A 14,049-nucleotide genomic window follows, 5' to 3' on the forward strand; every position below is an offset into this window, starting at 1 on the left:
ACTGAGGATCAGAGAGCTTGTTTGAATCGATGTATTTCATCCGCAGATTATGCACGAATGCTAAGAAATCCGGAGTGCAAATATTAACCAAAAAGAAGATCGTTTTTTGATTTATGAAAGAGATCTAGTATCTGCTAAACCTTGCCAATCTGCTTTTAAATACCTCAAATGCATTATTTTGGCTAGAATCAAAAATTTAAATTGGTAGGTATTTGGTAGGTAGGATTCTTTTTAACTTCATTCAATACTCATATTACGGTGAGGGTCACCGATAAAATAATCAATGAATGGTAGAAGGAATAACACCATGGCTTTTAAAAATATTTCAGATCAAACTAACGGTTTTTATATTCCCTGTGTTTCACTTTTTGGTCCGGGCTGTGCTAAAGAAATCGGGATCAAAGCACAAAATTTAGGCGCCAAGAAAGCACTGATTGTAACTGATGCTGGCCTGTTTAAATTTGGTGTTGCAGATGATATTGCAGATTATTTGAAAGAGGCAGGTGTTGACAGTTATATTTTCCCAGGTGCGGAACCCAATCCAACTGATATTAACGTGCATCATGGAGTTGAAGCTTATAATGAAAATGCCTGTGATTTTATTGTATCGTTAGGTGGGGGCTCATCACATGACTGTGCCAAAGGCATCGGTCTGGTCACTGCAGGTGGCGGACATATCCGTGATTATGAAGGGATTGATAAAAGTACCGTTCCGATGACACCACTGATTGCAATCAATACCACGGCAGGGACGGCTTCGGAGATGACACGTTTCTGTATCATTACCAATACCGATACCCATGTGAAAATGGCGATTGTAGATTGGCGTTGCACACCACTTATTGCAATTGATGACCCTAAACTGATGTTGGCCAAACCTGCCGGCCTGACTGCGGCAACAGGGATGGATGCTCTGACACATGCGGTTGAGGCCTATGTATCTACGGCTGCTAATCCCATCACTGATGCCTGTGCAGAAAAGGCGATCACCATGATCAGTGAATGGCTCAGTCCCGCAGTGGCGAATGGGGATAATCTAGAAGCACGGGATGCCATGAGCTATGCTCAATATCTTGCCGGAATGGCCTTTAATAACGCCTCTTTAGGATATGTGCATGCGATGGCACATCAGCTCGGAGGCTTCTACAACTTGCCGCATGGTGTTTGTAATGCAATTCTGCTCCCCCATGTTTGTGAATTTAACCTGATTGCTTGTCCTGAACGTTATGCCAAAATTGCCCAATTGATGGGGGTGAATACAGAAGGCTTAACCGTAACTGAAGCAGCTTATGAAGCGATTGGCGCCATTCGTCAGCTTTCGGCTTCAATTGGTATTCCATCTGGGCTGACGGAATTGAATGTAAAAGAAGCTGACTTGGCCATCATGGCGGAAAATGCACAAAAAGATGCCTGCATGCTGACCAATCCACGTAAAGCCAGCCATGCCCAAGTGGTAGATATTTTTAAAGCGGCGATGTAGTGCCTCAATGTAAGTCTTCTCTCCAAGCATCTGACTTACATTTTTAACAGCCCCTGTTTCACTTCCTGAGGAAGTGTGCCAAGAGCAGACATGCATTTTCCTGTTCCTGGCTGATCCTTTTGCCTTCATAAGAGGATAAAAGCGGGGGGTGTTTCTTTTTTATGAAGTCCCCTTCATTATGAATATCGACATTAATCCCATGGTAGAAAAATGCCACGATTTTTTTAGCCCGTCCCAGCCAGAAAAAATTTCCCGTCGTATGATCTTAATATCATATTTAATCTCTGAGGAATAAACTGCGCGTCCTTCAAATGACATGAAGGTGAGCGTAGCTGATTTTGATGAAGAGCATCCCATCAAGCGGCTGGTCAAACTGGGTAGCCACTGATAAAAATTTTAGGATCAGGTTCAGTCTAAATTAATAAGCAAACCCACAGTAAGCAAGGATAATACTTAATATTCCAGAATTTTCCTATTTTAACTGTTTAGCTTTGTACCGATAGTTACATCAGCTTTAAAGATTTTTATATTTTAACAGAGTCTGATGAACGGGATGGTTTTTGGGCATCAGTTCAATCAGGCGTTCTACAGCATCAATCGCTTCAGGAAAATGTGCCACATGTTTCAGCAAGACATCGGTTTCATTAGCCTTGAAAATGGCATCGCTCAGGCGTGATTCCAGACAATCTCTCCAGGCACATAGAAATGGACTTTCTGTTTTGGCCAGAAATACGCCGGTACATAACTTCAAGGCTGAATCGATATACCCAGCATCTAAAGATTGCTCTGTCATTAAAAAATCAGCCTCTACATGCGCCAATAAACGATAGGGTCTGGACCCCAGCATACCACCTAATACATCGCGTAACTGTGACATTTCTGCTTTTAAAGTACCCATACTGACCTTGCGCTCGCCATATAAGGCTTGATGCAAGGTATCTAGACTCAGACCCTGCGGACATAAGGCTAGAATGGTCAGAATTTCAATCTGTCGAGGAGTCAGAACCAGCATCTTGCCATTAAACAGCACTTGAGGTAATGAAAAAGCCCGAATAAACAGGCGCTGCTTCTGGCATTCTAGTAGAGCCGACTGGATAATCGTAGCACAGCGCTCCGCAGCTAGTAGTGCTAAACTGTTATGCTTTGGCCAGGTAGTCGACAGATCAATGACACCTAAGACCTGTTTTGAATAGGGATCAATAATCGGGGCAGCGTAACAAACCCAATCATGAATGGAGGACATGTAATGTTCACTGGAAAAGACACAGCTGGATTGTTGAGTTTTTAAGGATAATGCCAATGCATTGGTTCCGACTAGCTCTTCGCGCCATTGCCCACCTTCAATAAAATGTACACTTTCTGCGGCACTTTGCATTTGTGGGCTAGAAGCTGCCCAAATGATGGTGCTGCCGATATCTCCGACCGCCAGCACCATAGAAGATTGCTCGGCAATATGTTTTAAATCCTGAGCACAATGTTGCAGGGCTTGGGCTAAAGTTGAGGAAGAAGTGGTCTTTTTTAAATCCGTCAGCGGTGCTGCTAAACGATTCTTCGGGATTTCAGCCGAGGATGAACGTTGCCAGGAGCTGGCAATACTCTGTCCCAGCTGTTCTGCATGTAAGGGAGACAAACTGCTGTTTTGCCGAAGCTGATCAGTATTGTGCCTTTTTTCCATCAAATCTTGTTTTGTCATCATTCCTTATTCTCACAACAATTCATGATTTACATCCGCTGTAATCGTTATTTTTTTAAAATGGATGAAAATATCGTGAACATGCTAGCTCCAACCTTTTTCCAACCTTATACCAGTTATATTAATCAAATAAGGTGCAGAAGTACCTTATACCAAAGCTGTAGAAGCGGTTTTGCCATACGAAAATAAGCAAAGGAAATAAATATGCGTTACGTCGATCCTAATCAACCTGATTCAAAAGTTCATTTTAAAGCACAATACGAGAATTTTATTGGCGGCGAATGGGTCGCTCCGGTCAAAGGTGAATACTTTGACAACATCTCTCCGGTAGATGGCAAAGTCTTTACCAAGGTTCCGCGTTCTTCTGTAGAAGACATTGAATTGGCCCTGGATGCAGCGCACAAAGCCAAAGAACAATGGAACAGAGCATCGCCGACCACCCGCTCCAATATTCTGTTGAAAATTGCCGATCGCTTAGAACAAAATCTGGAACTGCTGGCAGTAGCAGAAACCTGGGATAACGGCAAACCGATCCGTGAAACGCTGGCTGCCGATATTCCGCTGGCTATTGACCATTTCCGTTATTTTGCCGGCTGTATTCGTGCGCAGGAAGGCGGCATTTCCGAAATTGATGAAGATACGATTGCTTATCATTTTCATGAGTCGTTGGGCGTCGTGGGTCAGATTATCCCGTGGAACTTTCCGATTCTGATGGCTGCCTGGAAACTGGCACCTGCCCTAGCTGCGGGCAACTGCATTGTGTTGAAACCTGCAGAACAGACTCCGGTCAGCATTCTGGTGCTGGCTGAACTGATTCAGGATATTTTGCCACCGGGTGTCCTGAATATCGTCAATGGTTATGGGGTTGAAGTCGGTCGCCCGCTAGCCACCAACCCACGCATTGCCAAGATTGCCTTTACCGGTTCTACCGCCGTCGGTCAGATGATCATGCAATATGCCACCGAAAATATTATTCCGGTGACGCTGGAACTGGGGGGTAAATCACCGAATCTGTTCTTTGCCGACATCATGGATCAGGAAGACGATTATCTGGACAAAGCGCTGGAAGGTTTTGCCATGTTTGCCCTGAACCAGGGTGAAATCTGCACCTGTCCATCGCGTGCGCTGATCCAGGAAAGTATTGCTGACGAATTTCTAGCGCGTGCCGTTGAACGGGTGAAACGGATTAAAACCGGGCATCCGCTGGATACTGACACCATGATTGGCGCGCAAGCATCACAGGAACAGCAGGACAAGATTCTGGGCTGTATTGCCACTGGTCGTGAAGAAGGCGCACAGATCCTGACTGGTGGTGAAGCACGTCAGGAAGTGGGTCAAGGTTTCTATATTGAACCGACCATCTTTAAAGGCACCAATGACATGAAGACCTTCCAGGATGAAATCTTCGGGCCTGTATTGGCTGTGACCACCTTTAAAGACTTTGATGATGCGATCAAGATCGCCAACGATACGATTTACGGACTCGGTGCCGGGGTCTGGTCACGCTCAGCGCATACTTCCTACCGTGCTGGCCGTGCCATTCAGGCCGGTCGGGTCTGGACCAACTGTTATCACATCTACCCTGCGCATGCGGCTTTCGGTGGCTATAAAAAATCCGGCATTGGTCGTGAGAATCACAGAATGATGCTGGATCATTATCAACAAACCAAAAATCTGTTAGTGAGCTATTCGACCAAACCAGCCGGGTTCTTTTAAGAAGTGAAATACATTCAAAGCGAACTTCGGTTCGCTTTGAATGTATGGTAGCTAGCTTTCACAAAATATCAGCAACATCTTCAAGCTGCGGCCAATTCAAATAAAGTTTTTAGTCTATAAACACTTTTTTTAAAGGAAAGAGCATCACCTCAAATTTCTATTTGCAATAGTGTCATTTCAAGATAATTTCACTCTATAAAGATTTCGCCACATTCTCCAGCCATTGAGTGCCAGAAGAATAAAAATAAAATAAAGCACGGCGGTTAAATACAATGACTTATAGCTATACATGCCGACATAAATCACATCTAACACACACCATAATCCCCAGCTTTCAATATATTTTTTTGCCGCCCAATAACTTGCCACCAAGCTAAAAGAAGCCAACATGGAATCCAACCAAGGGAGTGATGCTGTGGTGAAATGAGCAAATAAGGCGCCAATCACCAGACCGGCGACAATACCCACAATCAGGCTATATACCCAGATTTTTTTATTCAAATAGCCAATCTGCACGGTGATAGCCTGGTCATGATTTTTCTTCGACCAGCTATACCAGCCATACAGTTGCATCAAGATAAATACGGCTTGTAATGCTGCGTCTGCAAATAAATTGACACGATAAAAAATAATCATATATAAAAATACAGCGACAATATTCACCAACCAGCAGACTTTATATTGTTTGGAGGTCAGCCAGACACCTAAAACGTTTAAAATGAACGCTGCAATTTCTATATTTTCCATAGCAATATAACCTGATTAAGCAGCCAATTTAGAAGTTCAGATTGAATGACAAGGTTGCTGTACGCGGCGAACCCAAGAATAAATAATCATCACCCAAAAATTCACCTGCATCACGCCAGTATTTCTTGTTGAACAGATTATAAATATTCAAGCGCAGCAATGCATCGGTCGTATTTAGCTTAAATTGATAAGCAGCGCCTAAATCAACCACACTATAACCTGCAACTTTCGCAGCACCCTCTTTGTTGGCATATTTGCTGGAACTGTATTGACCACCTGCCAGAACAGTGAAACCTGCAATGCTCGGTACGTTATAGCGAAGATGTGTTGCGAAACGAGCTTTTGGCACGTTTTGCGCCTGATGATTACCATATTCAACCGCTTCCACATTTTCTAAACGGGCTTTGGTCAAGGCTAAAGATGAAGTTAAGGCCAGATGGTCGGTTAATGCACCATTCAGTCCTAATTCCAGGCCCTGACTATGCTGTTCGCCTTCCGCAATAAAATAGCGAAGTCCTGAAATCGGCTTGCTATATTGATTGTCCTGACGTAAATCAAAAACGGCTGCAGTCAACAGGAAATCATGGATCTGTTGTTTGAAACCAATTTCATATTGCTCTGAATAGATCGGTGCTAGAGTTTCAGCCGCATTCTCTGCAAACCAAGGCGCTGTTTTTCCATCTGACAGGCCTTTAGCATACGAGGCATAGACGGTAGTCGATTCCAAGGGGCTATAGCTGATCGCAAATTGCGGTAAAAATTTGCCTAAATCAGTATCGCGGACTTTTACCCGATCTGCATCATATGCTTGTTCATCAAGCTCGATCCATTTTCCGCCAATCAAAGTGGTCCAATGTTCATTCCATTCAATACGGTCTAATGCTGTAAATGCAGTTTGTTTACTTTTAAGTGCTTGATATTTTGGTCCAGCATTCGCTGTTACTGGGGAAAAATCTATGGTTTCTGTATAAATATTACCTACACCAATCCATTCATTGACACCAGCAAAACGATCTCGCGATTTATTGGTTTGTGTAATATCAAAATTTAGATAATGTTGCGCCCAATTGGTATCAATCACCCCATCTAGTTTGACTTTAAATTGGTTGGTTTTAAAGGTTTCATCTGGATTACGAAAATCATAAATATCGTAATGACCATTCGCATCAAAGGTGTTGCCCAAGCCACTATATTCACATAACGTGGCATAACATCCCCAAGCAAATGTCGAATAATCATCAACCTTGGATTTACTGTGGGCTGCGACGAGTCCCAAGTTCCAGTCATCATTCAATGCATAGCTATATTTTAAACTGCTATTCAGACTATCGATCGTGACCGGTTTGCCCCAAGTCTGATAACCCAGCAATCGGTCCCATTTCACATTTTCTGGGACTTTACCATCCAGTAATTGATAACCTGGCACTGATTTTTGTTCGGAACGCTGTGCTTCAAGATCAAATTCTAATTTGGATTGCTCAGATGTTTTCCAATCTAAGGTCAATGCCGCTAGATAGCGTTCACCATCGACATGATCGACATAAGACTCCATCTGTTCATTCACCAGATTGATGCGATATCCGAATTGTTGCTCATCACCCCAAAAACCACCGAGATCAGTTGCCACTGAAAACTGGCCGTGTTGATCGGCCGAGAATGTCAGTGCCTGAATATCTTTCGGTCGCTTGGTGACATAATTCACAACCCCACCCGGGGTCGACATCCCACTTTGAATCGCGGACATGCCTTTTAAAATTTCTACACGTTCTTTATTTTCAAGTGCGACGTTTTGTTCACCACGAATCACATTGCCATTAATGAGGTAGCTAGATGCCAAATCCAGTGCAAAGCCACGCGAGACAAAGTTTGGATAATAGCCAATTGCAGCATAGCCCTCACCGATGGCTGCATCATTTTTTATAACATCGCTCAGCACACGAGCATGTTGTTCAGCAATGAGATCAGCAGTCAAAATAGAGACCGATGCAGGTATTTTTTGCAGACTGTCCGTAGCAAATCCCTCAACATTCACTTTAGCACTCGAGTAAGGAATGCTTTGATCGGCTGTGATAACAATCGTGTCAAGCTTTTGAACATCGTCTTCAGCATAAGTCAGCGGGACTAAACACAGCTGCGACAGAATGATCATATTTAAAGATCGGATTAATACATTCTGTTTGAGTTGACGAGTGTTCATACGAAACCTTATGTCTGTGAAGTGGGTGATGATGCTGGGTTTAGAGAGAGCATTGAGAAGATTGCAATTCATCTTGAATGAGCCGGGTTAAGGTCTGGGTAAATTGTTGACCTTGTTCGCCAAAGAACCAGTCCACATGACCGATAATCCAGTCGTAATAAGCCGCATCTGCATGTTGCTGGTTTTGAGTAATCCCAACAAAATATTCAAGCTCTGAAAAAGCGAAATCCAAATGCACGATTTTTAGTAGCTCTGGCAAAACACTAAAATCTTCTTGTGGATGTGCTTCGGAAAAATAAGCGTGTAGAAAGGCGGTTAAACCGGCCTCATCAATCTGAATATGTGGGTTCTGCTCTAATTTCAACCAATCAATGAAATTACGTTCAATCGTCACTGCCAGATCATAAAGTGCCGAGTTTCGGTCAGATAAACCAAAATCAGTCACGGCAGTAATCTCAGCTTTGGCATCTGGCGATGACCAAAACAGATTAGAAGCGTGTAAATCGTTATGGGTCCAAATTCTGCTTGCCTGTTGCAATACAGGCTGAATACGCTGGTGAACCTGTAAGATTTGATCTAAAAAGTAAGGATCCAAATTTTTATCGGCAAAATAACGGCTTAATTCTGGACTGTTTGCAATGCGCCGTTGAATGGCTGTAACGATATTTTCACTGTCTAAAAGTTGCTGATTGGAAACCAAATAAGATGCTGATCTGCCTTGCTGCTCAGGAAAATCCTGCATCGCCAGATGTAGTCTGGCCAGTAAAGCCCCTGCCTTGGCGGCATGTTCAGCATAGAAAAAAGGTTTCCAGGATTGCTGATCTGCATACAGATCTAAACCGGCTGCTTTTGCATAGACTTCATAGGTCCAGTCACCCAGCTCTAAAGCAGTCAGATCTTGATTTGACCTAATCAATGCTGCAACAGGAATTTCTTTGCTGGCTAAATGCTGAAGAACGGCATGCTCCTGTAAAATATCGTGGGCACGACGAAATGAACAATGACTGCGCTTGATCAAATACTGATGCGCGACTGCTTCATCCCTGCTCACAAAATCCTGCTCCACCTTGACCAGCGCCGCAGATGAAAATGGCCGGGGACTACACCACAAAATCTGAATATGACCTTGTAAACAGGAATAATGCTGCTGCAGACTTTGTAATTCTGGATCAGAAATATGTGCCCAGTCTTTATTTTCCCAGGCATTGCCCATACCATGACCTAAATCATCAGTCATTTTGGTCATTATCAATATTCCTGAGCCAGGTCATTATGTAATAATGGAAAATCATTGTTTAGGCGAACATGCAAACAGTATTTTTAAATACATTTAATATTGAAGACACGCCCTAAAATTAAGTGGTACATACCGGTATTAAATTGGAGGCAAGTTTAGCCTTATAAATATAAAAATAAAATAGATCTCTCGCATAAATCAAAAAATGATCTTCTTTTTGGTTAATATTCGAACTCCAGATTTCTTAGCATTCGCGCATAATCTGCGGATGAAATACATCAATTCAAACAAGCTTTCTGATCCTCAGTTCAAGCTATAACATAGTTTTGAAATGCACCGTAATTCATTTTCATGACTTCACTAAGTAGTTCTTTAAATCCATGTTCCTCAGCAGCAAATTCTACCAGTGATTCATTGTTCAGATCAGTAACACATGCCATGGTCGAAATGACCTGTACACTATGAGCTTTGAATTCGCCCAGGTATATTTTGTTGAATTACGTTTTTTTTATTAAGATATTTAAGGGAAAATTCTTACGGAAAAAATGTTTTTTATCACTGAACCATATACAAGTAGCTAAATTATCCTGCAATTTTTCAACCATCATTGGATGACTACCGTAAACTAGGTAAACAATATCACCAATATAGATATTATTCATCTTTAGTCAGCCAAGTATAAGATCAAAATTCTGAAACTTCTGATAAATAAATTAATGCCATCAATTGAGGACTTTTTTTAAACTGAGAAAGCGTTTATAAAGTCCAATTAAGTCCTTGTCCCATTTCATAAATAATGAGTATTAATGCAATTACCATTAGTAAAATCACAATGGCTTCGACCTTAGTGAGCATCTTAAATTCTCCACCTTTTATCTTTTATATAATAAACAAAGTGAACAATAAATAACAATAAGGTTACAAAAAAATTACTAGATGTTACAAAAACAGGGCTGGTAAATAAAAATCTCTCAGAGGATGTGCTAATTCTTTTCAAACTTAACCTTATGTACTGGGCGATGTCCTGTATAAGACTCATGACATACTGCGATTAATCAACACCCCCTTCTTCTTCTAAACTTAATAAGAAAGTATGGACACCCTGCATGTCATTTAACTCAATATTATTGCCGATCCATTTCATCGTAGTTGGTTTCATATTGTTTATGTCTTCTTGGATTTTATTGTAGGGGGGATTACCGCAGTTGACCATTGCTATGCTCTTTTTATAATTTGCCATTAAATTATCTTCCCTATAAAAGATTTTCAAGAAAATCGGTCTGTATTTGGCCAGTCAACGCTACAAAAAAACTCATCCGATAAGTATTCTTACATAAACCCGAGGTTCTATAACTTGGATCCTGAATATCTTACATATGCAGACATAGCTCATACATCGGAATTTAAACTTACCCTCTACACTGAAATTAAGTTTTAGAAACGCAGAGGAAATTCAGATGGAAAAGTATTCAAAGATTCTAATCCTGAGCTTATTTGGATTTACTGGAACAGTAGCTATTGCAGATGAATCCATCCCAATAGAAGCAACTGCCGCCGCCGAAGCGCAACAGGTTGCTTTAGATTATGGAAATGAGAAAGACAAAAAATCTGAATCATCTGAAAGCCCTTAATTAAAGTGATGCCGGTCAGTTAAGAAATTGACTGGCATTTTCTTGGGTATTTCCGTGGTGTTCCTTTCACAACTCGTGGGCAACTCCTCACTCCCCTCTCAGGCAAAACATATCTCTTAGATTTTTCCAGTAAACTTTCTAAATGTTTAGGTAAATTACCTGCGGAGTCTAAAGAGTCGAATCTTAATATATTCAGAATGCCAATAGATGCAATATGAAAGCTGATTCTCAAAGGACTGACTTTTGCACGTTGAGCCATATGTTTCATTTGTCTTCTTAGAATATTGTAGGCAATAAAGCCCCCCATAATTATTGACAAACTAAATCAGGTTGCTTGTTCCTCAAATGCTTGCCCTCCTGTAAATCACTTTTGATTTCTGGGTAACGCATTTCTATTTCCCAGCGCTGAGCATAAAGCTTCGCCAAGCCTATCAGTGGCTATGTCTTTGGGTTCATTAATAAAGTGATATAACGTCTAATTTTCCCTTCCTGCTCAACTTCAATCAAACGCACTTCCCAATACCCCCTAATGTTGGATTAAGTTTCTTGGCATTTGCTGATATTGGCATCCTGATATGAAAGTCATGCTGAGAATTACGCTTGATTTAGAATTGTTCAAACACAATTTAAACCAGATCCCTTCAGGAACCTTTGTTCTTACAGATAGAGGTTATCAAAGGATTTATACTTTGTATCCCAATACCCTGTTGCCATTAGAGGCCAAAAGCCGCTGTAAACTGGATCCTGAACTAAAAATCTATAATCAGGAAATCAATAAAGAAGAATAGAAATTAAGTATGTATTTGGCAGTCTAAAAACTTTCAAAATGCTTTCAGAACGTTATCGCAATAGAGCTAAAAGCCCCCCCTTTTGAGATTCAATCTAGTTGCTGGAATTTATAATTTGCAACTGAGTAAGAATGATTTATGAAGGAGGTCTAATCTAAGAAAATAAAAAAAATCCTAAAACCATTTAACTTCTTAGGATTTGAATGGGCAGGATATAAATATAAGCTTATGCTTGAATATCTAAGGTCATTTCAATTTTGTCCTGTGACCAGATTTCGATGTCATATTCAATCACTAGATCATCTGATTTTGAAATACGTTCAATATAGGTGGCGGTTTGACTTAAAGGAATACCTAAGTGCTGGCTCTCAAAATGAGACACACCGGTAATTTTAATTTTTAACTGACTACTCGTGTAATTATAATGAAAGTGATTTTTAATGACATCTTGTACCGAAGTAATCACATCATAATTCAGCACATCTGGAAACAGCGCAACAGGTAAATAATTATATTCTAGAAGTACAGGTACATCATCAGCATAACGTAAACGGATAATTTCAATAAAGCCCAATTTACGATTTTCTTCGCTAAAAAGATTACTGTGATCCAATCGCTCCAGCTGTCGGGTCGAGATCAGTTCAGTTCTGGCATTAAAACCCTGTGCCTTCATATAAGAACGAAAATTTTCAATTGAGTTTGGATAATATTGAATTTTTTTATTACTCACGAACCAGCCGAGATTTTGCCGTTTGAAAATTTTATCTTCGGCACGAAGCTGTTCATAGGCCTTACGCACTGTTTCCCTTGAACAGTCAAACTTTAATGCCAAGTACCGTTCGGATGGAATTATTTGATTAGAACTGTAATTTTTCAATTCAGCCTCAATCAAATCTCTGATTTCCATATACTTCATTCAGTGAATCCAGTGAGTGCTCATAAGTGATAAAGATAATACTAAATTAAAGAACAGAGGAAAATTGAAAACAAGGTACAGATCAGTAAAAAGATGCATTCCCTTGTTTTAATGAGAATGTTTAGCAGCATGATTGATACGTGATTCTGAGAGAATATCGTTGTCCACTCATAATGTTCTCATTTATGCAAAAAGAATAGACTAAATTTGTCTAGGAGAGTGGTGACAGTCTAATCTAATTAAAAGGCATCTACAAAATCGGCGGCTATTCGTAATAGTCGACTGAGAAAATCACGTACCTTGATTCTAGACATTATTGTCCACCTCTACTAACACATTTCCTGACACAGTCCCTATCTATACATTTGAATGCCTTTGACTATTAAAGATTATCTTTAATAAAATGAGCTTTATAGGGCAATATACTAAGATCTCCAGACTGTTGAATCCGGCAAGCGCACTGAGTGCGGTTCCGTAACGTGACACTGGGTAACGTCTTGGACTGCTGTATGTAGACAAAAATGAAAGCTGCGGTTTAAAGCTGGCGTCCTTCAAAATTTATCTCATTTTATAACTTATGTCTGGATTTTCAGGTAATTATATCGCACCAAAAAAAACATCTATTCACTAACGATCACTTAGGCTATTCATTATAAAAAAACAACCATACATCATTGATATATGTCCATTTATTTATAATTTTTTCATGGACATAAGTTAATTAGTTAATTTTTTAGGTCCCATATATCATCTAAGCGGAATCAATTAAAACCTGTTATAAATCAGTGTAACATTGAAATTTATAGAAATAATATTTAAAACCGTTTTTTATTTTGAATTAACGTGTCATCAATTAGCTTGAGAAAATCTTACCGGTCCTCATAATTTTTTCATGACTAAACGCTATGCATTAAAAGATGATCAGTGGGAACAGATTAAAGATCTGTTACATGGACGAATGGGTACTGTTGGAGTAACGGCCAAAGATAACCGACTATTTGTTGAAGCGGTATCGTTCAGGTATCCCGTGGCGAGACTTAATCGAGCGCTTTGGTGATTTTAGAGTAGTGCATACTCGTTTTAGTCTTTGGGCTAAAACGAGTATGTGGCAGAGAGTCTTTGAAGTGCTGTCACATGACCTTGACAATGAATATGTCATGTTAGACTCCACCCCATTGTACGTGCTTACTAACACAGCGCTGGGGGGAAATCAGGCGACTAGGCGCAGTAAAGGGGGCTTAAGCACCAAAATTCATGCCCGTACTGATGCTTTAGGCAACCCGACAGGATTTTATCTCACGGATGGGCAGGTCCATGACTTAAACGGTTCAGATGTGTTGCTGGACTTATCGTTGAGCCAGACCTGATTTATGGATAAAGCCTACAACTCTAGGGATCGGGTCATTGATCCAATTTTAGAGGCGAAGGGTCAAGTTGTGATGCCAGCGAAAAGTAATTCTATTGATCAGCGTGATTATGATTGACATATCTACAAGGCAAGACATCTGATCGAGAATTTTTTTGCCAAGCTCAAACAATATCGTGCTATTGCCATACGCTATGATAAATTGGCTCAAAACTTCTTATCAGCGATCTTTATGGCTTAATTGATAACACGCCCTAATTTGAGATTGTCAAAAAAAG

General features: G+C 40.6%; 10 protein-coding genes and 2 pseudogenes. 5 read left to right on the top strand and 7 right to left on the bottom strand.

The window, feature by feature from the left end; genetic code table 11:
• The first annotated feature begins 307 nt into the window (after positions 1-307).
• Positions 308-1,480, top strand: coding sequence for an iron-containing alcohol dehydrogenase (locus FTV42_RS12445; protein ID WP_004281959.1), 1,173 nt, complete (start codon positions 308-310; stop codon positions 1,478-1,480).
• Between the two features lie 514 nt (positions 1,481-1,994).
• Here FTV42_RS12445 and FTV42_RS12450 read toward each other — a convergent pair.
• Positions 1,995-3,176, bottom strand: a complete 1,182-nt coding sequence (locus tag FTV42_RS12450; protein WP_180038944.1) for a transcriptional regulator — start codon at positions 3,174-3,176, stop codon at positions 1,995-1,997.
• A gap of 201 nt (positions 3,177-3,377) precedes the next feature.
• Between FTV42_RS12450 and FTV42_RS12455 the strand changes: the two genes are divergently transcribed.
• Positions 3,378-4,889: an aldehyde dehydrogenase family protein gene (locus FTV42_RS12455; RefSeq protein ID WP_180038945.1), complete on the top strand. Its 1,512-nt coding sequence runs from the start codon at positions 3,378-3,380 to the stop codon at positions 4,887-4,889.
• 177 nt (positions 4,890-5,066) lie between these two features.
• On the opposite strand, the gene pnuC is transcribed toward FTV42_RS12455, so the two are convergent.
• The 4 genes from pnuC to FTV42_RS12475 all read right to left on the bottom strand — a co-directional run bounded on the left by pnuC (position 5,067) and on the right by FTV42_RS12475 (position 10,310).
• Positions 5,067-5,636, bottom strand: coding sequence for a nicotinamide riboside transporter PnuC (pnuC, locus tag FTV42_RS12460; protein WP_004281962.1), 570 nt, complete (start codon positions 5,634-5,636; stop codon positions 5,067-5,069).
• Positions 5,637-5,664: 28 nt separating this feature from the next.
• Positions 5,665-7,833, bottom strand: a complete 2,169-nt coding sequence (locus FTV42_RS12465; protein ID WP_180038946.1) for a TonB-dependent siderophore receptor — start codon at positions 7,831-7,833, stop codon at positions 5,665-5,667.
• Positions 7,834-7,873: 40 nt separating this feature from the next.
• The gene (locus FTV42_RS12470) at positions 7,874-9,079 is read right to left on the bottom strand and encodes a phosphotransferase enzyme family protein (protein WP_180038947.1); all 1,206 of its coding nucleotides are present in this window, start codon (positions 9,077-9,079) and stop codon (positions 7,874-7,876) included.
• 1,042 nt (positions 9,080-10,121) lie between these two features.
• Entirely contained in the window at positions 10,122-10,310 is a 189-nt protein-coding gene (locus FTV42_RS12475; RefSeq protein ID WP_167367475.1) for a hypothetical protein, read from the bottom strand.
• Between the two features lie 217 nt (positions 10,311-10,527).
• Between FTV42_RS12475 and FTV42_RS12480 the strand changes: the two genes are divergently transcribed.
• Entirely contained in the window at positions 10,528-10,701 is a 174-nt protein-coding gene (locus FTV42_RS12480; protein ID WP_004281965.1) for a hypothetical protein, read from the top strand.
• Between the two features lie 19 nt (positions 10,702-10,720).
• Here FTV42_RS12480 and FTV42_RS17780 read toward each other — a convergent pair.
• Positions 10,721-11,306, bottom strand: a pseudogene (locus FTV42_RS17780) (transposase); the annotation flags it as partial.
• Between FTV42_RS17780 and FTV42_RS12485 the strand changes: the two are divergent.
• Positions 11,277-11,489 (top strand): hypothetical protein, encoded by a 213-nt coding sequence (locus FTV42_RS12485; protein WP_004281968.1) that lies wholly within the window; start codon positions 11,277-11,279, stop codon positions 11,487-11,489. The pseudogene FTV42_RS17780 and the gene FTV42_RS12485 overlap by 30 nt on opposite strands.
• 226 nt (positions 11,490-11,715) lie before the next feature.
• Here the strand turns inward: FTV42_RS12485 and FTV42_RS12490 are convergent, their stop codons facing one another.
• Positions 11,716-12,405: a GntR family transcriptional regulator gene (locus FTV42_RS12490; protein ID WP_005105943.1), complete on the bottom strand. Its 690-nt coding sequence runs from the start codon at positions 12,403-12,405 to the stop codon at positions 11,716-11,718.
• An 892-nt stretch (positions 12,406-13,297) separates the two neighbouring features.
• Between FTV42_RS12490 and FTV42_RS12495 the strand changes: the two are divergent.
• A pseudogene (locus FTV42_RS12495) lies at positions 13,298-14,012 on the top strand (IS5 family transposase).
• Positions 14,013-14,049 lie beyond the last annotated feature (37 nt).

The organism is Acinetobacter sp. YH16052 (genome assembly GCF_013417155.1).
Lineage (GTDB): Bacteria > Pseudomonadota > Gammaproteobacteria > Pseudomonadales > Moraxellaceae > Acinetobacter.